We start from the raw sequence: 19,905 nt of genomic DNA on the forward strand, positions 1-19,905 counted from the left end.
TCGTCGGCATCGGGTGTCGGGAGCACTGTCAAAGGACGCGGTTCACGGATCATCGGCCACCCTCCGCCGGTGCGGCGCCGAGGGTCACCTCGACGGTTTTCGGATTCTGTCCCTGTGGATCGGTGTAGGTGACCTTCACCTTGTCACCTGGTTGGTGCGACCGCACGGCGGCGATCAGCGAGTTGCCCGAGTCGATGACCTGATCGTCGACCCGGGTGACGATCGCGCCCGACGGGATGCCCGCCTTGGCGGCCGGACCGTCGGGTGTCACGTCCAGGACCCGGGCGCCGTTGACGTCGTCCTGCGCGCGCACCGAGATCCCGATCTGAGCATAGGTGGCGTGACCGGATTTGGTGAGTTCGTCGGCGACGCGACGGGCCTGATCGACCGGAATCGCGAAGCCCAGGCCGATCGATCCGCTCTGCGAACCGGGCATCTCGGAGGCCCCGAGTGTGGCGATCGCGGTGTTGATGCCGATCAGCTTGCCGTTCGTATCGACCAGTGCGCCACCGGAATTACCGGGGTTGATCGCGGCATCGGTCTGGATCGCCGAGATGACCGTGCCCTGGGAGCCGGCCTCACCACTGGTCGACACCGGGCGGTTGAGCGCCGAGACGATTCCGGTGGTGACGGTTCCGGCCAGGCCCAGCGGCGAGCCGACCGCCACCACGGGCTGTCCGACCATCAGGTTGCGCGAGGTGCCGAGTTCGATCGGCGTCAGGTCGGTCTTCCCGGCCGCTTTGATGACGGCGAGATCCGACACCGGGTCGATGCCGACGACCGAGGCGTTGGCGGTACTGCCGTCCTGGAAGGCGACCTCCATCTTGGCGTTGGGACCGGCACCGCTGGCGACGTGGTTGTTGGTGAGGATCAGGCCGTTCGAGGACAGCACCACACCCGAGCCCTCACCCTCCGCGCGGGCGCCCGCGACACGGATCATCACCACGCTGGGCAGGACCTTCTGCGCGACCGCGGGGACGGACCCGGGCGGCGCGCTCGCCGAGGCGGGATCGACGGGAGCGGGTGCGTTCAGGGCATTGTTGACCGGCGCCTTGTTGTCCGAGCGCGTGGCGAGGGTGCCGACCGCGCCACCGATACCACCCGCGACGAGCGCCAGCACGACGGCGCCGGCGAGCAGGCCCGCCCGGCCCCGGCGACGCGGAACCCCGGCGTGGGCACCGGCAGGGTCGGCGCCGGGGGGATACGGTTCGCCCGCTCGATGCTCGCCGGTGGCGGCGTAGGGCGCACCGGGCGGGTACGAGCCGGGCTGCTGATAGCCCGGGCCCGAGGTGTGCCCGGTCGACGCGTACGGGTTGTACGGCGGCATCGGCGCGGTGTGACCGGCCGCTTGCTCGGCGGAGGAGAACCCCGGATGCTGCGCCGGTCCGTGGGCTTGCCCCGGTTGACCCGGGCCGCCCTGTTCAGGATTCGGGAACTGCTCGGTCCGATGCTCGCCGGCCGATTGCGCGCCGGGCTGTTCCCGCGGTTCCCCACTCGACCCGGCCGATCCCGGCGACTGGGCACCCGCTTCGCCACCGGCCTGCGACGACGGCCCGGCCCACTGCGACGGTTGCCCCCACCCGCGCGACGCGTTCCCGGCATCCCCCGCCGAAGCCGTCCCGGAATCCGCCGACGGCGGAGTCGGCTCGGGCCCTCCCGACTGGGGAGTCGAACCGGTCGGCTCGTCGCGCCTGTCCCTCGAATCCTCGGTCATATCTCTCGTTTCTCCTCGAGTCTGTCGCCCAGCCTGGTGACAGCGACTGAGAGCGGACTGAGACCGTGCTTTCAGTTCTCCGTGACTCCGTGCAGTATCCGGCGGCCGCGGCCGGGTTTCCGCGGGACGGTACGCACGCGTGCCAGTGTATGGGGCAGCCTGACGCGGGCCCGTCGATTCCGGATCGCCGCTGATCACTCCCGACGGTCATCGGCGGTCGGCGGTTCGCCGGGAAGGACGATGCGTACCAGCGTGCCACCGCGTCCGGAGGTATCCACGGTGATCGTGCCGCCGTGCTTGGACACCACCTGCTTCACGATGGCCAGTCCCAGCCCGGATCCGGGCATCGAGCGCGACGCCGTGGTGCGGTAGAAGCGTTCGAAGACCAGTTCCCGCTCCTCCGGCGGAATGCCCGGCCCGGCATCGTCGATCGCGATTTCCATGAGCCCCGGCCCGGTTTCGCGCATGGTCATGATGACCTGCGCCTCCGGCGGACTCCATTTCGCCGCGTTGTCGAGCACATTGAGGATGGCCCGCTCGAGTCCGGCGTCGTGGCCGTAGACGAACCACGGCCGCAGCTGCGCCGAGAATTCCACGTCCACGCGCCGGCGCCGCGCCCGTTCCAGGGCCCGTTCGGCCACTTCACCGAGATCGACCCGCTCGTAGACGGTTTCGGGCGCGTCTTCGCGAGCCAGGTCCACCAGGTCACCCACCAGCGTGGACAACTCCTCGATCTGGGCGATGACATCCGCGCGCAGCCCGGCCATATCCTCCTCGGGAATCGGCGGTGCGTCCGGACGCGAGGAGGCGATGAGCAGTTCCATATTGGTGCGCAGCGAGGTCAGCGGCGTGCGCAGTTCGTGTCCGGCGTCGGCGACCAGCCGCCGCTGCCGGTCGCGAGATTCGGCGAGCGCCCGCAACATCAGATTGAAACTCTCGGTGAGCCGCGCCAGTTCGTCGTCACCGGTCACCGGAATCGGCGCCAGATCGTCGGTGCGCGCGACGCGTTCGGTGGCCGCGGTCAATCGCGCGATGGGCCGCAGCCCCGTCCGGCCGACCGTCGCACCGGCGGCTCCGGCGACCAGCACTCCACAGCCGCCGATCGTGAACAGCAGCCACGCGAGCCGGTCGAGCACTTCGCGGGTGGGTTCCAGCGACCGCGAAATAACCAGCGTGGCACCGGATTTCGTGCGCCGGGCGAGCACGCGCTGATTGTTCGCGGTCCGCAGCGAGACATCGGCCTTGCCGTGCGCCACCGCCATCTCGGCCGGGCCGATCGGCGGATCCATCGGCTGCGGCGGGGCATAGGGGATATCGACGTCCGGATAGATCAGCGCGATGCCGATATCGTTGGAGTACAGGCTGCTGAACATGATGATCGCCTGGAAGCCCTGCAGGTCGATGTTGTTCTTGACCATCACCTCCGAGCGGCTGCGCAGCTGACTGTCCACATCGGCATACAGCGCGCGGGCGACCAGCGCGTAGGCGGCGATCGAGGTCACCGCGACCGCGATGGCCACCACCGAGGCGGCCAGCAGGGTCACCCGCCAGCGCAGCGACACCGAACGGGTCAGCGGCATCGGCGGGCGCATCTCGTGCGGATCGGGACGCGGCCGCAGCCGCGCCACGCGATCGGGGCGGCCACCCTGCCCGGGATGAGCTCTTGCCACGACGACCCCGCCTACGGAGGAGTCTCGCGCAGCACGTAACCCACCCCGCGCACGGTGTGGATCAATCGCGGCTCCCCCTCGGCCTCGGTTTTGCGGCGCAGATAGCCGATATAGACCTCGAGCGCATTACCGGAGGTCGGAAAGTCGTAGCCCCAGACCTCTTCCAGAATGCGGCTGCGCGTCAACACCCGGCGCGGATTCGCCATCAGCATTTCCAGCAGCGAGAATTCGGTGCGGGTCAGGCTGATCGCGCGCTCCCCGCGCGAGACCTCACGCGTCACCGGATCCAGGGACAGATCCGCGAAACGCATCGTCTCCGAGGAATCGGTGGCCGAGTCGGCGGTGGTGCGGCGCAACAGCGCGCGCAAACGCGCCAGCAATTCCTCGAGGGCGAACGGTTTGGGCAGATAGTCGTCGGCGCCGGCGTCGAGGCCGGCCACTCGCTCCGACACCGAATCCCGGGCGGTGAGCACGAGAATCGGCAGATCGTCACCGGTGCTGCGCAGGCGGCGGCATACCTCCAGGCCGTCCAGCCGCGGCATCATCACATCGAGCACCAATGCGTCGGGCCGGGACGCGGTCACCTTCTCCAAGGCGTCGATGCCGTCGACCGCCAGCTCGACGGAATATCCATTGAAGGTGAGCGACCGGCGCAGCGACTCGCGCACCGCGCGATCATCGTCGACTACCAGAATGCGCATGGCCTCCAGTTTGACCGGATCGACTGAGAGCCGACTGAGAACCGACCATTCGACACGCCGCACAACCACAACAGGTGACCTGCGGAATCATCGAAAATAGTTCCGAGAAGTATCTGTTGCACACGAAAGTTGTTGCGCCGAGCGGTTTTAGACTGTTGTCGCAGGACCCCTCCAAATTGCCGCGAACGTGTTCGCGCGGTATGTTGCCTGCGGTAAAAGTAAACCTCTAGTTGGTTCTCAACCCGTTGGACCCGAACGGCCAGACGCGGGCGGCGGCCGGAACCCGGGGCACGTGCGCGAGCGGAGGCGACGGAAGCGGGATGGGCACTGCACCGCGGCCATGGCAGAGGAGTCTGTCCAATCTGTCCGTGACTAGCAAGGTCGGCATCGTGCTACTGCTGCCGGTCGTGCTGGCATCGGCATTCGCCGTTCTTCGAATCAAGGACGAACTCGGCACCGTCTCACAGCTGAACACAGCCAGTGAGCAGGCGCGGATCATCCGGCCGACCCTCGACTTCGGTTCGGCGGCCAACAATCTCGCCGTCACCCTCGGCAACGGCGAACACGTTCCGCAGTCGGCGCTGGACCAGGCCGCGGCCCGGTTCGACCAGGCCGCGGCGGATCTGCAGACGGCGCTGCAGAATTCGGCGGCCGACAAGCGGGTCGCCACCGAACTCACCGAGGCGCTGGCGGCCGGGCGCACCCTGCGCAACAGCCTGCACGGCGGTGCGCCGCAGGAGGTCGTCAAACAGGCGAGCGAGGTGAACGGCCACGTCAGCAACGCGGTCTCGTCCCTGGCGACGCCGAAGGAGACCACCCTCGAGCGCTACTACGTGCAGATGGGTGTCATCGCCATCGCCCGCCAGATGTTCACCCAGCAGCAGCTGGCGCTGGAGAGCGGCGAGATCGGCAACAACCCGGCCGTGCTGGCCCAGGTCCTGACGGCCACCGGCGCCGAGCTCACCATGATCAACCAGTACGCGGTCGTGCAGCCGGAATCGGCGCTGAAGCCGGATGTGCTGCTCGGCGCTCTGCAGACGCGTATCGCGGCGATGAGCCAGAACGCGGTCGAGCCGATCAACGTGCCCGGTGTCGTCCAGTCGCTGCAGACCAGTACCGACACCTACAACGAGGCCACCAACCATCTGGTCGACCTGATCGACTCCGGATTGTCGGACCGCTCGGTCGACGCGCGCGGCACGGTTCTGCGCGATGTGGCGCTGGTGGTCGTGACCCTGCTGGCCGGCCTGGCCCTGGCGCTGGCGGTCGCCCGCTCGCTGGTCGTCCCGATTCGCCGGCTGCGCCGCGATTCGCTGCAGGTCGCGCACACCGATCTGCCCGCCGAACTCGCGGTCGTGCGCGGTGGCGGCGCGACCCCCGAGATCGTCCCGGTCGACGTGCAGACCACCGAGGAGATCGGTCAGCTGGCGCGAGCGGTCGACGACATGCACCGCCAGGCGCTGTTCCTCGCCGCCGAGCAGGCCCGTCTGCGCCTGCAGATCAGCAATATGTTCGAAACGCTCTCGCGGCGTAGCCAATCGCTGGTCGAACAGCAGCTGTCGCTGATCGAGGATCTGGAACGCGACGAGGACGACTCCGATCGGCTGCAGAGCCTGTTCCGCCTCGACCACCTGGCCACCCGCATGCGCCGAAACGGCGACAACCTGCTGGTGCTCGCCGGCACCGCGCTGCGCCGCGGCCATCTGCCGCCGGTGCCGCTGTCGGACATGCTATGGAGTGCGGTCTCCCAGGTCGAGGACTATCAACGCGTCGAAATCGGTTCGGTGCCCGACGGTATCGTCGCCGGTGAGCCCGCCGTCGACATCGAACACCTGCTGGCCGAGCTGATCGACAACTCGCTGCGCTACTCACCGCCGAACACGCCGGTGGCGGTTTCGGTGTCGCGCGCGGTGGACGGCGGATATCTGATCGAGATCACCGACCGCGGCCTGGGCATGTCCGCCGAGGATATGCGCGCGATCAACGAGCGCCTGGCCTCCGGTGGTGAGGTCACCATCGAAACCGCGCGCCGCATGGGTCTTTTCGTGGTCGGTCGGCTGGCGGCACGGCACACCATCACGGTCGGCCTGCGCCGCACCTCCACGATGGCGCAGCAGCCGGGCATCACGGCCAGTGTGCATCTACCGGGTGCGCTGGTCTCGCCCGCGGAGGCCGTGGTTCCGCCGGCCATCTCGACCTTCACCACGCCGGCCGCGGACTTCCCGTCCCCGGTGACCGAGTTCCCCGCTCCCGGCCGCACTCTCACCGCGGTGCCGAATCCGCCGGAGCGGTTCGGGGAGAGTTCGGAGCCGGCCCGTTTCACCAGCGCCGGACTGCCGCAGCGGCGCCCGACCGGCCAGTCGGACTCCGAACCCGCGGCGGCCCCGGTCACCCGGCTCACCCCCCTGCCCGACGTCGCGGAGACCGGCGACCGCGCGGCGGAACCCCACGACGACGGCGTATTGCGCGGTGCCGAGACCGGACGCGAGGACGCCTTCCACGACGACCACGCCGAGGAGAATCCCCGCGCCGAGCGCGCCGAGGCCGAGGAGGCCGAAACCGCGGACCGCGGCGACAGTTTCGCCCCGGTCTCCGATCCGTGGAACCCGGTGACCGACCGCGACCTCGGACAAATCGTGCCGCCCCGGCGTCCCGCCCCGGCCGATCCGCGGCCGCAACCCCAGCCCCAGCCGCAGCCCATCGATATCTGGGCCGAAACGGCGATCATGGCCCCGGCGCAGCGCACTCCGGACCGTGAACCGGCGCCGCTGTCCCGCCACGGCGCGACCCTCGCGCCACCCCGGCCCGACGCCTACCAGCACGATGCCGACCAGCAGGATGCTCAGGCGCCGGCCAAACCGGAATCCCCCACGCCGATCTATCAGCGCATGGTGTCGGAATGGCTGGTCGAACCGTCCTCGAACGCGCCGACCGGCGCCTGGTCGTCTCCCGCCGACGAAGGCTGGGCGGCGGCCGCGGACGCCAGTTCCCCGACCGCGACCACCCGTACCACGGGTGGCCTGCCCATCCGCCGGCCCGGTGCGCAGCTGGTGCCCGGCGGTCTGACGCAGGAGGATGTCGTCGAGGCTCGGGATCCGGAGGAAATCCGCAACAACTTGTCCAGACATCTGAGCGGCGTCCGCAGCGGACGCGTCAGCGTCCGAGACAACACGGCCCAGTACGACCCGGCCGATACGGCCGGCTACGACTCGGCCGGGCGGAACAACGCTCAGCAGAACGACGGAGGCTTTGCATGACCGACACTGCGCAGAACACGACAGACGAGAATTTGAATTGGCTCGTCACCCGCTTCACCAGAGAGGTGCCTGGAGTCTCGCACGCGGTGCTCGTGTCGGCCGACGGCCTGCTCCAGGCGACCAGCCCGCATCTCCCGTCCGATCGCGCCGAACAGCTCTCCGCGGTGACCGCCGGTCTGGCGAGTCTGTCGGCGGGGGCGGCGCAATTGTTCAACGGCGGCAAGGTGATGCAGTCGATCGTCGACATGCAGCGCGGCTACCTGCTGGTGATGAGCGTCGGCAACGGCTCGCACCTGGCGGTACTGGCCAACAAGCAGCACGACATCGGCCGCATCGGCTACGAGATGGCCCTGCTCGTCGATCGAGTCGGATCGGTCGTGCAAGCCACGGCCCGTTCGGCGGTCTGACGATTGCGATGTCGAGCTCGTTCGGAGCCGGGTCCGGCCGGCCAACCACACGCGTCCGTCCTTATGCGCTGACCGCTGGGCGCACCGAACCCGCGGTCGAACTGCCCCTCGAGGCGGTCGTGGAGACACTGCCCTACGCCAATCAATTCGATTGGCCCGCAGGCGATATTCGAACAGATATTCTGCGTCTGGGCGCGGGTCGGCTCTCGGTCGCCGAAATCGCCGCCCATCTGCAACGTCCTCTGGGCATGATCCGGGTGGTGATCGGCGACCTCGTGGTGGCCGGGACCCTCCGGGTGCACACCACGCTCAGCGAGGATGCCAGTTTCGACGAGCGGCGATCCCTGATGGAGAGGACCCTGCGTGGACTCCGTGCCCTTTGACACCGCGGCACCGCCCCTTCGCCCCGCGGCGCCCTCGACGGCCGAGCGGTATCCGCCCGCACCGCAGCCGAATTCCCCGCAGATCGATTCGCCCGGAGCCAATTCCCCGGGCTCGCACCCGCAACCGCCGCTTCCATACCAGAATCCCCCCATGCACTTTCAGAACTCGACGGCTCCGATGCCGCCCCACCCGGAGCCCGACAGCCGCACCGCTTCGACCAAGATCGTGGTCGCGGGCGGGTTCGGCGCCGGGAAGACCACCTTCGTCGGTGCGGTCTCGGAGATCGTGCCGCTGCGCACCGAGGCCATGGTGACCGGCGTATCCGACGGTATCGACGACCTGTCCGCCACCCCTGGCAAGGAAACCACCACGGTGGCCATGGATTTCGGCCGCATCATCCTGCCCGGCAATCTGACGCTGTACCTGTTCGGCACGCCCGGACAGCGCCGATTCTGGTTCATGTGGGACGACCTGATCCGGGGTGCGATCGGCGCCGTCGTGCTGGTCGACACGCGCCGGATCGAGGACAGCTTCGCCGCGGTCGACTTCTTCGAGGCGCGCGGGTTGCCGTTCCTGGTGGCGGTCAACAGGTTTCCGAACGCGCCACGTTTCCCGGTCGCCGAACTGCGGGAGGCGCTGTCGATCCGCGAGGGCGTGCCGGTGGTCGACATCGACGCCCGCGACGCCGGGGAGGTGCGGCGGGCGCTCGCCGCGGTCACCGAATACGCGATTCAGCGGCTGACGGCCACCCACGCGACGGTGGGACAGAGCTGAGCGTTGCGAGCGGAGGGGAAGCGATGAACTACTTCACCATGGGGTACTGGGTGCTGGGCCTGGCACTCGGGGTTTCCGCGGCCGGCGCGGTGGTCGGGCTGGCCTGTGTTCGCCAGTCGACGCTTTCGGTCACCGCGCGGTTCCGGATGGTGTGGCTCACCGCGGCGGCCGTGTCCATCGGTGGCGTCGGCACCTGGCTCGCGGTCTACGTCACCATGCTCGGCGTGGGGGTGTCGGCCGGTGAGATCCGCTACGACATCCCCCGGTTGGTCGTGGCCACGGCCATCGCGGTGGCGGCGGTTCTGGCCGGACTGGTGATCACGGGCAAGGTGAACACACTGGTGCGGGTGATCAGCGGCGGCGTGGTGATGGGCCTCGGCATCGGGATCATGCACCTGCTCGCCATGGGCGCGATCCGAGTGCAGGGGTCGGTCGATGTGAACATCTGGATGTCGCTGGGGGCGGGAGCGCTGGCCATCGCGGCCTCGATCGGTGTGCTCTGGGCCACCACCCGTTTCGGCACGATGCTGCCCCTCGCCGGTGCGGCCGTGCTGTACGCGCTCGCGGTCACCGCGATCCACTACCTCGGTCAGGCCGGAGTGCACGTCCATCTCGACACCGCGGTCGGCCAGCCCGACGGCGACGATCTGTTCACCCTCTTCGTCCCGGTGTTCGTGGTGGGCACCCTGTCGCTCGCGGTGCCGATCACCGCGGTCCTGGTCGCTCCCGACCGCACCGGCACCACCCGCTCGCGGCAGCTGGCTCAGGCGGCGAATTCCGCTGCCGGGCAGGCCGCCTCGCCGACCGCCAAGGTCCGGCCCGCGGGACGGGCACCGCAACCGGTGGGCTGAGCGACGACCGCGCCGGCCGAGCGGGGCCGAGCCGCGCACAGACGACAATCGGGGCGGGCCGTAGGGCCCGCCCCGATTGCGTTGCGCTGTCGCGAGATTACGATTCCGCGGGCGCGTTGATCCGGTTGAAGTACTCGATCGCGACCAGCACGCCGGAGATACCACCGACGCCGACCAGACCGGCCGCGGCACCCAGCGGGGCGCCCAGGGCGGCACCGGTCAGGCAGCCGCCGATCCAGCCCGGAACGACCAGGAACGGGGTGCCGAGGGCAGCGCCGAGCACACAGCCGCCGGCCAGGCCGATCGCGGTGCCGACGAGGGTGCCGATGCTGGTGGCGATGCCGAGCTCGTTGATCGCGCTCTGGTTGGCCGCGTCGAGATCCGAACGGCTGGCCACGTCGTGCAGCATCTGCGCCGGGTGGGCGGCAGCGCGGTCGGTGCTCGGGACCAGGGTGGCCTGATTGCCGTCGATCTGCGCGGCGATCGGGTACTCCAGACCGTCGTGCTGATAGCTCAGCGGAAATCCGGCTACTACCTTGCCCTGGTTGTCGCGAACCTGGAACTCGTTGCCTTCGGTCGTCAGCGATCCGGCGTCGGTCTTCACCACGACGGATTTGTCGACAACGTTTGCCGTGTAATGAATATCGGGGTTGGCGGCCGGAGCGGGGGCTGCGAATGCGGTGCCTGTGGAGATCCCAAGAGCAGCGATGACCAGAGCCGATGTTGCGGCGAACTTCCTGAGCTTCATTCCCTCATACACTTTCTTCAGCAGTTTGCGGCGCCGATACCCTGGCGCCTGAGCTCGAATTCGAAACCCTTAGACAGGCTGTCGTGCACCCATTACGAACACGTAACAAAGGCCGTTAATAAGCCGCCAAGAAGATGCCAGGAATGTTAAGAAACTGAAAATTCGGACATTTTCGGGCCGTTGAGCGCGAGTCGGCAAACGCGCAGCCTCCCCGCGAAGCCGCGTCTCGGACTCCCCGCAGGCGGCGGCGCCCGCCCCGGCCGGACCCCCTCGCACCACGGCGTAGGCACCCGGTCTCGGTGCACGGGAGGGGCTTCGCGAATTACAGTGTGGAGCAGGCATTTCGGCCCGCCGCGGGAGCGATGAGAGAGGTACCGGATGTGACTCCGGAGCAGGAAGCGATATTGCGCGATGTTCAGATTCAGCTGCGCGGTCCCGGTTTGGCGGGCTGGCCCCAGCTGGGCGACGACGACGGCACGAACGGCGGCGCCATCTCGGAACGGACGGTCGTCGAGGCGCTGGGCGCCGCCCTGCGGCAGATCGCGGAGCTGCGCACCGAGATCGCCGACCTGGAGACGACCGTGCTGGAACTGGCCCGGCAGGCGCCACCCGCGGCCGAATTGCCGTGGCCGCTGTCGCTGGTGGCCGCGCTGCTGGAGAACCCGGCGGCGGTGATCGGTGAGCAGATCGCGCGCTGGGAGTCGCTGCTCGAGGCGTTGCGACCGAAGCCGGACGAGACGCCACAGGCCGGACAGCGGGCACTGGAAGCGCCATCGTCTGCCGCGCAGCGTGGGTGAAAGGCCTGGAAAGTGGCGATGAGCGGGTTCTCCTGTCACCAGGAGAACCCGCCCTCAGCGACGAGGGTACCGGTATCGCCCTCGGATAGCAGCGTTTCCGCCGGACTTTTTCCGACGCCAAAAACCAACCCGCAGTTGGTGTTTCATCTTCCAGCTACCATTTCGCAAGCGTGATGGCGCCGATATCCCTGCTGGCTCCGATTTATTCGATAACCAAACGGTCGCTCGATTCAGGCAAACGACACAAAAAATTCGGCCGACCGGACGTCGAATCCTACAGCCGGTTCGGGTCGATCAGGCCCCGTCGCACGGCGGTGACCAGCCGGCGCGGGATCTTGTGCACGACGCCCCCGACGTTCACCGGCACCAGGTCGGGCGGAGTCGCCTTCCAGTTCGAACGCCGGCTGTGGGTGTTGGCGCGTGACAGGCGTCGCTTCGGGACCGCCATCTCAGTTCTCCTCTCGTACCGGCGCGGAACGCGGTGTGCGCCTGCCGTATTTGCGTTCGAATTTCTCCACCCGGCCCTGGGTGTCGAGAACGCGGTGCGCCCCGGTCCAGAACGGATGAGAATCCGCGGTGACGTCGACGGTGATCAGCGGATAGCTGTTGCCGTCGGACCATTCGACGGTGCGGGTGCTCGTCGCCGTCGAACGGGTGAGGAAGCGTTTGCCGGTGCTCACATCCTCGAAGACCACCGGGTGGTACTCCGGGTGAATCCCTGATTTCATCGCCCTACCTTTCGTTCGGCCGGGAATCGACGCCACGGCCGCCGGAGTTGTCGGATTGCGTTGTCTCGCACGGGTCCTCGTGGAACTCGCCGAACGGATCGGCCCACTGGGCGACCAGATCCGGCGCATTGCGCAGCAGGATCATCTCGGCCTCGTCCAGCAGTGCCCAGTGCAGCGCGGTACGGATCTCGTCCGGATCGGCACCGCAGGTGAGAATCACCAGCGAGATGTCGCGGTCCCCGAAATCCTCGTCCCAGCGCAGCGCCGCCAGCGCGCGCCGATCGGGGTCGACGGAAGCCAGTTCCGCGGGACTCATCGCCGCCAGCCACGGTCCGGCGTCGCCGACCCGCAAGCCGCCACCGGCGGATTCCAGCCACACCACCCGCTCGGGCTGGGTCGCCAGCCATATCCGCCCGCGCGCGGTGACCACTCCCTCGAACAGCACATCCAGCGCTTCGTGCAGGCGGGTCGGGTGGAACGGGCGATCGGTGGCGAATTCGACCAATGCCACGCCGTGTTCCTCGACCAGCGGCGGCCGGCCGCGCAGCAGCGGTGCGTGCGCGTCGAAGACGCGGCCGCGCCGGGAATCGGCGGGGATGCGGTCGAGCAACATCTCGATGCGCGCCCCCGCTACGTCGCGTCCGTCACCGACCCAGATCGACGGAGCCCGGGGCACGAGCCGATCCACGACCGACCGCACCACGTCGCGCTCCCCGTCGCTCACCCGGTCCGCGGCGAAAACCACCACCGCATCGGCGAATTCGACCTGTCCGACGGCCAGCTGCGCCACGGTCCGATCGTCGTCACCGGGCCCTCCGGCGCGCTCGTCGAGGGTCTCGTCACTCAGCGCGTCGGAAAGCCAGCTGCGCGCGTCGAGGCCGGTGACCACCGCCTCGATCCGCACATCACGGCCCGCGGGGCCGTCCACGCGGCCCACCATGTCGACCACGGTCACGGTGTCGATCGCATGGCACACGGCCTCCGCTTCGAAGGCCGGATCCAGGGCGATCACGATGCGGTGCACCGAGTCCCGTGCCGCCAACCGGCACAGCAGCGGCAGCAGATCGGCGCGCAGGGTGCAGGAGACGCAGCCGTGCGCGAGTTCGTGCACGCTCGCCGTCTCCCGGCCGTCGAGGTCCACCCGGCGGCGGACCACGCCTTCCCGCAGCGAACCGAGATCGTGACGCACGACGGCCGTGCCGGGCGCCGCACCCAGCAATCGCGCGATGTGGTCCATACCGTCCGCGACCGGCCCCTGGAAGCCCGCCAGCAGCACGACGGGCGTGCGGCGGTCGGGATGTGACAGCACCGGAACCCCTTTCGATAATGATTTTCATTTGCTCCAGCCACACGGTACAGTCTGCGGCGACCGTTGTCGAAAATGATTTTCAGAAAGGAGCCCCATGTCGGCCCACTGCCAGGTCACCGGCCGCAAGCCGGGCTTCGGTAAGTCCGTCTCGCACTCCCACGTTCGGACCAACCGGCGCTGGGATCCGAACATCCAGCGCAAGACCTACTTCCTGCCCAGCGAGGGCCGCCGCATCACGCTGCGTGTCTCGGCCAAGGGCATCAAGACCATCGACCGCGACGGGATCGAAGCGGTCGTGGCTCGCATCCGCGCTCGAGGCGGGAAGATCTGATGGCGCGCAGCAACGAGATTCGCCCCATCGTGAAATTGCGGTCGACGGCCGGTACCGGCTACACCTACGTCACCCGCAAGAACCGCCGCAACGACCCCGACCGCATGGTGCTGCGCAAATACGATCCGCTGCTGCGCCGGCACGTCGAATTCCGCGAGGAGCGGTAATGGCGAAGAAATCCAAGATCGCGCGCAACGAGCAACGCCGCGACATCGTGGCCCGCTACGCCGAACGCCGCGCCGAGCTCAAGGAGCTGATCCGGAATCCGGCCACGGCCGACGATCGCCGGGCCGCAGCCCAGCTCGCGCTGCAGCGACTGCCGCGCGACGCCAGTCCGGTACGATTGCGCAATCGGGACGCCACCGATGGCCGCCCCCGCGGTCATCTCCGCAAGTTCGGACTATCCCGGGTGCGTGTGCGCGAGCTGGCCCACCGGGGGGAGCTGCCCGGTGTACACAAATCGAGTTGGTAGACCATCGCAGATCTCGTCGGAAGGACCCGGCATGAACGGTCGGGGCCCGGAGGAGGCAGCTCGCGTAACCACGTAGGGCCCAGAGTTCGTGCCGAGAAAGGATACTGACATGGCAGTCAAGCGAGCACCGTCGAAGCGGATCCGCGCCGAACAGGCCCGGCGCCCCAAGAAGAATCCGCTGATCGCGGCCGGAGTCGAAACCGTCGACTACAAGGATGTGAACCTGCTGCGCACGTTCATCTCCGACCGCGGCAAGATCCGCAGCCGCCGCGTCACCGGACTCACCCCGCAACAGCAGCGGCAGGTGGCGGTCGCGGTGAAGAACGCGCGCGAGATGGCGCTGCTGCCGTTCACCAGTAGGTAGCGAACGAACACGCACGCCCCCGATGCCGCGGCACCGGGGGCGTTCGGTCGTTTCCGGTCACGGAATGGTCAGCAGCTGACCCTCGTTGATGACATCCGGATTCTCGATGCCGCTCGCCCCGGCGATCTCCAGGTAGCGGTTGCCGTCGCCGTAGAACCGTTCCGCGATGGCCCACAGCGTGTCACCGGCCTCCACGGTGTAGGTGCGGGGTTCCGGCGCCGCCGGCGGCGGAGGCACCTGCTCGGCGGCCGGAGCGGCGACCGACTCCTCGACCACGATCGGATTGTCGGTGTTTGTGCCCGACGCCCACAGCGAGGCGCCGTCCCGGCCGTACAGGACGAGGTTGCGGTCCGATTGCAGGACCAGGCGATCGGCGGCCTGCCCGTTGGTGTCGGTGGCCCAGACGGGCCCGCTGCCGGAGTACAGCACGAAGTTGCCGTCCTCCTGCAGGACGGCGCGCTCGACGCCCCGCTCGTGGGTCATGGTCGCCCACACCACGGTGCCGTCGGGCTCGGAAAGCACCAAGTTGCCATCGTTTTGGAGAGTCAGCGTGTACGCGCCGCCCTGAAGGGCCTGACCCAGGCCGAGTTCCTCGCCTACCTGCAACGTGTCGCCCACGCGGTGGATCCTTTCGAGAAGAGGTCGTGTCGATCGGTGATTCGATGGCGCAGAACCGCATTCGCTCATCGTTTGCGAACGATACTTGGCGGGCATCGGATTTCGCAGCAGTTACGCGCCGGCGTTCGCAGAATGTTCACTGGGATGTGGCTCACAGCCGGACAACTCCCGCCGATAGGGTGACCGCATGGACTCCCTCCCCGGACGACGCCGCATCGCAGCGGCGGCAATCACGCTCCTCGCACTACCGGCCCTGCTGGTCACCGCATGCGGGAACTCCGACAACGGTGGGGCACAGTCGAATACGACCACGGCCGCGGTGAGCACTCCCACCGAGCAGAACCCACCGCAACCGGGCCGGATGTTCACCGCCAACTCGACGATCACCTCTCCGCACCCGCTGCCGTTCGACAGTTGGAGCCGGGTGGCCCCGGACCGGATCGCGGTGAATTTCCAGATCGGCTCGCCGGAATGTTACGGCGTGGACGCGGCCACCACCGAAACCGACACCACCGTCACCGTCGCCCTGAAGGCCGGCACGCTGCCCGAGGCGGCCGGGCGCATGTGCACCATGATCGCCGTCTTCGGCACCCTGGAGATTCCGCTGAAGAAGCCACTGGGCGACCGGAAGGTATTGAGCGCCAACTGATTATTCGAATCAGCCGACGCTTTCGGAGAACGACGTCGCCGCCCGCCGGAGCTCCGGCGGGCGGCGACGTTCGTGTGCCCCGATCAGTGCGCGAAGTGGCGCGCCCCGGTGAGATACATCGTGACTCCGGCCTCCCGGCAGGCGTCGATGGTCAACTGGTCGCGCACCGAACCACCCGGCTGCACAATGGCTTTCACGCCCGCGGCGATCAGCTGCTGCGGGCCGTCGGGGAACGGGAAATAGGCGTCGGAGGCCGCCACCGAACCCTTGGCCCGGTCACCGGCGCGCAGCACCGCCAGATGCACGGCATCGACGCGGTTGACCTGTCCCATGCCGACACCGACCGAGGCGCCGTCGTGGGCCAGCAGAATCGCGTTCGATTTCACGGCCCGGCATGCGCGCCAAGCGAATTCGAGATCGGCGAGAGTTTCGGCATCGGCCGCCTCGCCGGTGGCGAGCGTCCAGTTGGCGGGGTCGTCACCGTCCGCGTCGACGATATCGGTCTGCTGCAGCAGCGCGCCGCCGCTGATCGGCCGCAGTTCGACGCCACCGCGCCGGGGTTCGTCGGCGATCAGGATGCGGACGTTCTTCTTGCGCTGCAGCACCTCGACCGCGCCGTCGGCATAGCCGGGAGCCACGATGACCTCGGTGAAGATCTCGGCCACCTGTTCGGCCATCTCGACGGTGACCTCGCGGTTGGCCGCGATCACCCCGCCGAACGCGCTCACCGGATCACAGGCGTGCGCCTTGCGGTGCGCTTCGGCGATATCGGCGCCGACCGCGATGCCGCACGGATTGGCGTGCTTCACGATGGCCACCGCGGGTTCGGCGTGGTCCCAGGCTGCCCGCCAGGCGGCATCGGCGTCGGTGTAGTTGTTGTACGACATCTCCTTGCCGTGCACCTGCTCGGCCTGCGCCAGCCCGGCCGGGCCGGAATCGTTGCGATACAGCGCCGCCGCCTGATGCGGGTTCTCGCCGTAGCGCAGCACCGCGTCGCGGGTCCACACGCCGCCCAGCCACGACGGGAACTGCTGCCCCGCAGCGGAATCCGCGGAATCGTCGGCGGTCAGCACGTTGGTCATCCAGCTCGCGACCGCGACGTCGTAGCTCGCGGTGTGCTGGAAAGCCTTGGCCGCCAGCGCGGTTCGCTCGGCGAGGGTGAAACCGCCACCGCGCACCGAGGCCAGCACGTCGTTGTAGTCACCGGTGTCGACCACGACCGCGACCGAGGGGTGGTTCTTCGCGGCCGCGCGCACCATCGACGGGCCGCCGATATCGATCTGCTCGACACATTCGTCGGGTGTGGCGCCACTGGCGACGGTCTGCGTGAACGGATACAGGTTCACCACCACCAGCTGGAACGCCTCGACGCCCAGTTCCACCAGCTGATCGAGATGTTCCTGCTTGCGGGTGTCGGCGAGGATGCCGGCGTGCACGCGGGGATGCAGCGTCTTCACCCGGCCGTCGAGGGTTTCGGGGAAACCGGTGAGGTCTTCGACCTTCGTCACCGGAATTCCGGCGTCGGCGATGCGGGCGGCGGTCGAGCCGGTCGACACCAGCTCGACACCGGCGTCGTTCAGTCCGGTGGCCAGCTCGATGAGCCCGGTTTTGTCATAGACGCTCACCAACGCCCTGCGAATCGCCCTGCGTGCACTAACCGGGGCCTCACTCATCTGGGATTACTGCCTTTCGTCCGTCGCAGACAATGCCTCGCGTGGCGACGGCGGCGACGGTCTCCGCCAGCAGCCGACGCTCCACAACCTTGATGCGCTCGTGCAAACTCGCCTCGTCGTCGCCGGGCAGCACCGCGACCGGCTCCTGAGCGAGGATGGGTCCGGTGTCGACGCCCGCGTCGACGAGATGCACGGTGGAACCCGTCACCCGCACGCCGTATGCCAGCGCGTCGCGCACCCCGTGCGCGCCCGGGAAGGCCGGCAGCAGCGCGGGATGGGTGTTGATGATCCGGCCCTCGAATCGCTCCAGGAATTTCGGGCCGAACAGGCGCATGAATCCGGCCGACACCACCAGGTCGGGTGCGTAGGCGGCGACCGCGTCGGTCAGCGCGATATCCCAGGCGGACCGATCGGGATGGTCGGCGGGGGCGACGCGGAAGTCCGGGATGCCGGCCCGCACCGCATGGTCGGTCGCGGCGCAGATCCGGTCCACGCCCACGGCGGCGATGCGCGCCGGATACTCCGGCCGCTCGGTGGCCGCGATCAGCGATTGCAGCAGCGATCCCGTGCCCGAGGCGAGGACGACGAGGGTCGCAGGCGCGGTCGGAGGGACCAGCTGGGCGGGCGGGGTGGTCAGCGCTCTACTCCCTGTGCGTCGGGGCTGCCGGAGGGCGGCGAACCCAAGGTCCGCCGGGTTAGAGCCTAACGACCGCCCCTGCCGGGACTCTCCGGCAGGTCACCCTCTACCACTTCCGCGTCGACGATGTCGGAGTTTCCGGCGTCGAATTCGTCGTCCGGATCGGCGTGCGCGGGCGCGAGGTCGTCGTCGAGCAGTTCGCCGTCGACCTCCACGACCTCGACGGAGCGGGTGCGGCGGTAGGCCGGTTGCGGATAGTCGTCCTCGACCGCGACATCGTCCTCGAATTCGTACTCGACGTAGCGCGGGTCGTCGTACAGCTGATCGATGTAACCCGGTTCGTCGCGGTCGTCGTAGTCGTCGTCGCGGTCGAAATCCGGGTCGTAGCCGCGATCCCGGTACTCGTCGTGGTCGTCCTCGTTCCGGTCGTACTCGTCGCGCGAGTAGTCGGTGGGCAAGTAACGGCCGCGGTGGCCGGAACGACCGCCGAGGCCCGGTTCGACCACGGCGGGCGGAATGCCGAGAAACCGTCGCCCGCACAGCAATCCGACATATCCGGCCAGGGTCAGCCAGGCGAAGGTCAGTCCGGCGGTGACCAGCACGCCAGGCCCGATCTCCCCGAACGACCCGACCGTGCCGCCCGCGAGCAGCCCCAGCAGCAGCAGGGCGAGCGCCGCCAGCGCCGCCGAGAACACCGTCGCCCACGGGCTGCGCATCTCGTCGGCGGAGTCGCGCGCGCAGTCGAGGCCGCCGCGCACCCCGACGGCCGCCGGAATCAGCAGCACTATCGGCCACCAGCCGGCCGCGGGTCCGCTCGGCACCGCGGCGAGCACGGGCAGCGCGGGCACCGGCGCCCCGGCGACCGAGAAGACGCTCAGCGCCCCGGCGCCGATGTGCACGTCCGCACCGATCAGCACGCTGGTCGCCGCGATCACGACGTTCGGCAGATAGGCCAGCGACAGCGCGGTCAAACCGACGACACCCGCGAAATTGCCCGCTGTCTCGTACGTGCCGCCGATCACCGACCAGTGCAGGACGAACGACACCACCGTGAGGACCGCCCCGGCGAGCAGCAGGCGCCACAGCGCGCGCGCCGCCGCCCGCGCCCCGGCGAAAACCCAGTCCGGCAGCGAGGAGGCGATCCGGTCGCGCAGCGCATTCGGCCGGGTCGCGATCCCGGTGGCCGCGGCGAGCAGGTGCAAACCCGCCACACAGCAGAAGGCGGTGAGGGTATGGGGCGACTGCAGTGGCACGGCCGTCGCGGCGTCCTCGGCCACGGCCAGGCAGACCGCGGTGACCAGCAGCGGGCCGGCGAGCGCGGCGCCGACGATCCAGCCCAGATCGGCCCGCGAGGAGCGCGGCGACACGGCATGCGCGCAGTCGCGCATGGTCAGCCACAACACCACCGCGGTCGGCAGCAGCGGCAGCAGGCCGAGCGAGGTCTTGCCGACCACGACCGGCACCTGGTGCACGGCCAGCCAGCCGGCCGCGATCGCGCCCGACGCGCCGGTCATACCGCTGCCCGCGGCCGTCAGCGTGACCAGCACGATCGCGACGATGGCGACCACGGTGAAACTCGACGCCCGAGCGGCGATGGTGAGCAGCACCTTGGCCCGCTCGGGACTCAGGGAGAGGAACACCGGATCCTCGGATCCGTCCGCGCCGCCGGGACCACTGCGCTGGTGGGGCGCATCCGCATGCGGGCGAGCCTGCGCCGGTCTCGCGCCGGCCCGCTGTTCGCGAAGGTCGGCCCATCGGACCAGTGCGGACTTCATAGAACTACCTCGCGGGATCCTGGTTGACTCGTCCGGTTGACTCGCC

General features: G+C 68.8%; 22 protein-coding genes. 11 read left to right on the plus strand and 11 right to left on the minus strand.

Going from position 1 to position 19,905, the window contains the following annotated elements; all coding sequences use genetic code 11:
- Nucleotides 1–49: 49 nt before the first annotated feature.
- From NA3_RS18350 to NA3_RS18360, 3 genes are all read right to left on the minus strand, one after another.
- Entirely contained in the window at nucleotides 50–1,714 is a 1,665-nt protein-coding gene (locus tag NA3_RS18350) for a S1C family serine protease (RefSeq protein ID WP_084491661.1), read from the minus strand.
- Nucleotides 1,715–1,908: 194 nt separating this feature from the next.
- Nucleotides 1,909–3,306, minus strand: coding sequence for a sensor histidine kinase (locus NA3_RS18355; RefSeq protein WP_084491675.1), 1,398 nt, complete (start codon nucleotides 3,304–3,306; stop codon nucleotides 1,909–1,911).
- 89 nt (nucleotides 3,307–3,395) lie between these two features.
- Nucleotides 3,396–4,085 carry a response regulator transcription factor gene (locus tag NA3_RS18360; RefSeq protein ID WP_062964987.1) on the minus strand — a complete coding sequence of 230 codons (690 nt, stop codon included), beginning with the start codon at nucleotides 4,083–4,085 and terminating at the stop codon, nucleotides 3,396–3,398.
- 368 nt (nucleotides 4,086–4,453) lie between these two features.
- Here NA3_RS18360 and NA3_RS18365 point away from each other — a divergent pair, with 368 nt between their 5' ends.
- From NA3_RS18365 to NA3_RS18385, 5 genes are all read left to right on the plus strand, one after another.
- Nucleotides 4,454–7,342 carry an ATP-binding protein gene (locus NA3_RS18365; protein WP_227995565.1) on the plus strand — a complete coding sequence of 963 codons (2,889 nt, stop codon included), beginning with the start codon at nucleotides 4,454–4,456 and terminating at the stop codon, nucleotides 7,340–7,342.
- A complete protein-coding gene (locus NA3_RS18370; RefSeq protein WP_062964841.1) occupies nucleotides 7,339–7,749 on the plus strand; it encodes a roadblock/LC7 domain-containing protein in 411 nt (136 codons plus the stop codon). Before NA3_RS18365 ends, NA3_RS18370 begins: the two co-directional genes overlap by 4 nt.
- Before the next feature lie 8 nt (nucleotides 7,750–7,757).
- Complete coding sequence (locus NA3_RS18375; RefSeq protein ID WP_030515096.1) at nucleotides 7,758–8,132, plus strand: DUF742 domain-containing protein; 375 nt, start codon at nucleotides 7,758–7,760, stop codon at nucleotides 8,130–8,132.
- A 151-nt stretch (nucleotides 8,133–8,283) separates the two neighbouring features.
- The gene (locus NA3_RS18380) at nucleotides 8,284–8,907 is read left to right on the plus strand and encodes a GTP-binding protein (protein ID WP_372464285.1); all 624 of its coding nucleotides are present in this window, start codon (nucleotides 8,284–8,286) and stop codon (nucleotides 8,905–8,907) included.
- Nucleotides 8,908–8,930: 23 nt separating this feature from the next.
- Nucleotides 8,931–9,758 (plus strand): MHYT domain-containing protein, encoded by an 828-nt coding sequence (locus tag NA3_RS18385; RefSeq protein WP_062964842.1) that lies wholly within the window; start codon nucleotides 8,931–8,933, stop codon nucleotides 9,756–9,758.
- Between the two features lie 97 nt (nucleotides 9,759–9,855).
- Here NA3_RS18385 and NA3_RS18390 read toward each other — a convergent pair whose 3' ends face one another.
- Nucleotides 9,856–10,506, minus strand: coding sequence for a DUF8020 domain-containing protein (locus NA3_RS18390; protein ID WP_062964843.1), 651 nt, complete (start codon nucleotides 10,504–10,506; stop codon nucleotides 9,856–9,858).
- A gap of 380 nt (nucleotides 10,507–10,886) precedes the next feature.
- Here NA3_RS18390 and NA3_RS18395 point away from each other — a divergent pair, with 380 nt between their 5' ends.
- On the plus strand, nucleotides 10,887–11,303 hold the full coding sequence (locus NA3_RS18395) for a hypothetical protein (RefSeq protein ID WP_062964844.1): 417 nt from the start codon (nucleotides 10,887–10,889) through the stop codon (nucleotides 11,301–11,303).
- Nucleotides 11,304–11,577: 274 nt separating this feature from the next.
- On the opposite strand, the gene rpmF is transcribed toward NA3_RS18395, so the two are convergent.
- The 3 genes from rpmF to mrf are packed head-to-tail and all read right to left on the minus strand — an operon-like array spanning nucleotide 11,578 to nucleotide 13,340.
- A complete protein-coding gene (gene rpmF / locus NA3_RS18400; RefSeq protein ID WP_062964845.1) occupies nucleotides 11,578–11,751 on the minus strand; it encodes a 50S ribosomal protein L32 in 174 nt (57 codons plus the stop codon).
- A 1-nt stretch (nucleotide 11,752) separates the two neighbouring features.
- On the minus strand, nucleotides 11,753–12,031 hold the full coding sequence (locus NA3_RS18405) for a type B 50S ribosomal protein L31 (protein WP_062964846.1): 279 nt from the start codon (nucleotides 12,029–12,031) through the stop codon (nucleotides 11,753–11,755).
- Between the two features lie 4 nt (nucleotides 12,032–12,035).
- Nucleotides 12,036–13,340 (minus strand): ribosome hibernation factor-recruiting GTPase MRF, encoded by a 1,305-nt coding sequence (mrf, locus tag NA3_RS18410; RefSeq protein ID WP_227995567.1) that lies wholly within the window; start codon nucleotides 13,338–13,340, stop codon nucleotides 12,036–12,038.
- A gap of 94 nt (nucleotides 13,341–13,434) precedes the next feature.
- Here mrf and rpmB point away from each other — a divergent pair, with 94 nt between their 5' ends.
- The 4 genes from rpmB (at nucleotide 13,435) to rpsR (ending at nucleotide 14,507) form a co-directional block, all read left to right on the plus strand.
- The gene (rpmB, locus tag NA3_RS18415) at nucleotides 13,435–13,671 is read left to right on the plus strand and encodes a 50S ribosomal protein L28 (protein ID WP_062964847.1); all 237 of its coding nucleotides are present in this window, start codon (nucleotides 13,435–13,437) and stop codon (nucleotides 13,669–13,671) included.
- Entirely contained in the window at nucleotides 13,671–13,838 is a 168-nt protein-coding gene (rpmG, locus tag NA3_RS18420) for a 50S ribosomal protein L33 (RefSeq protein ID WP_062964848.1), read from the plus strand. Before rpmB ends, rpmG begins: the two co-directional genes overlap by 1 nt.
- Nucleotides 13,838–14,143 (plus strand): 30S ribosomal protein S14, encoded by a 306-nt coding sequence (gene rpsN, locus NA3_RS18425; protein WP_062964849.1) that lies wholly within the window; start codon nucleotides 13,838–13,840, stop codon nucleotides 14,141–14,143. The genes rpmG and rpsN overlap by 1 nt, the downstream gene beginning before the upstream one ends.
- Before the next feature lie 109 nt (nucleotides 14,144–14,252).
- Nucleotides 14,253–14,507: a 30S ribosomal protein S18 gene (gene rpsR, locus NA3_RS18430; protein WP_040722001.1), complete on the plus strand. Its 255-nt coding sequence runs from the start codon at nucleotides 14,253–14,255 to the stop codon at nucleotides 14,505–14,507.
- Between the two features lie 57 nt (nucleotides 14,508–14,564).
- Here rpsR and NA3_RS18435 read toward each other — a convergent pair whose 3' ends face one another.
- Entirely contained in the window at nucleotides 14,565–15,125 is a 561-nt protein-coding gene (locus tag NA3_RS18435) for a LysM peptidoglycan-binding domain-containing protein (RefSeq protein WP_062964850.1), read from the minus strand.
- 187 nt (nucleotides 15,126–15,312) lie between these two features.
- Between NA3_RS18435 and NA3_RS18440 the strand changes: the two genes are divergently transcribed.
- Nucleotides 15,313–15,774, plus strand: a complete 462-nt coding sequence (locus NA3_RS18440; protein ID WP_062964851.1) for a hypothetical protein — start codon at nucleotides 15,313–15,315, stop codon at nucleotides 15,772–15,774.
- Nucleotides 15,775–15,857: 83 nt separating this feature from the next.
- Here NA3_RS18440 and purH read toward each other — a convergent pair whose 3' ends face one another.
- The 3 genes from purH to NA3_RS18455 all read right to left on the minus strand — a co-directional run bounded on the left by purH (nucleotide 15,858) and on the right by NA3_RS18455 (nucleotide 19,859).
- Entirely contained in the window at nucleotides 15,858–17,447 is a 1,590-nt protein-coding gene (gene purH / locus NA3_RS18445; RefSeq protein WP_062964852.1) for a bifunctional phosphoribosylaminoimidazolecarboxamide formyltransferase/IMP cyclohydrolase, read from the minus strand.
- Nucleotides 17,440–18,084, minus strand: a complete 645-nt coding sequence (gene purN, locus NA3_RS18450; protein WP_174561093.1) for a phosphoribosylglycinamide formyltransferase — start codon at nucleotides 18,082–18,084, stop codon at nucleotides 17,440–17,442. The genes purH and purN overlap by 8 nt, the downstream gene beginning before the upstream one ends.
- 65 nt (nucleotides 18,085–18,149) lie before the next feature.
- Nucleotides 18,150–19,859 (minus strand): cell division protein PerM, encoded by a 1,710-nt coding sequence (locus NA3_RS18455; protein ID WP_062964854.1) that lies wholly within the window; start codon nucleotides 19,857–19,859, stop codon nucleotides 18,150–18,152.
- Nucleotides 19,860–19,905: the final 46 nt, after the last annotated feature.

It is taken from the genome of Nocardia africana NBRC 100379 (genome assembly GCF_001612635.1).
Classification (GTDB): Bacteria; Actinomycetota; Actinomycetes; order Mycobacteriales; family Mycobacteriaceae; genus Nocardia; species Nocardia africana.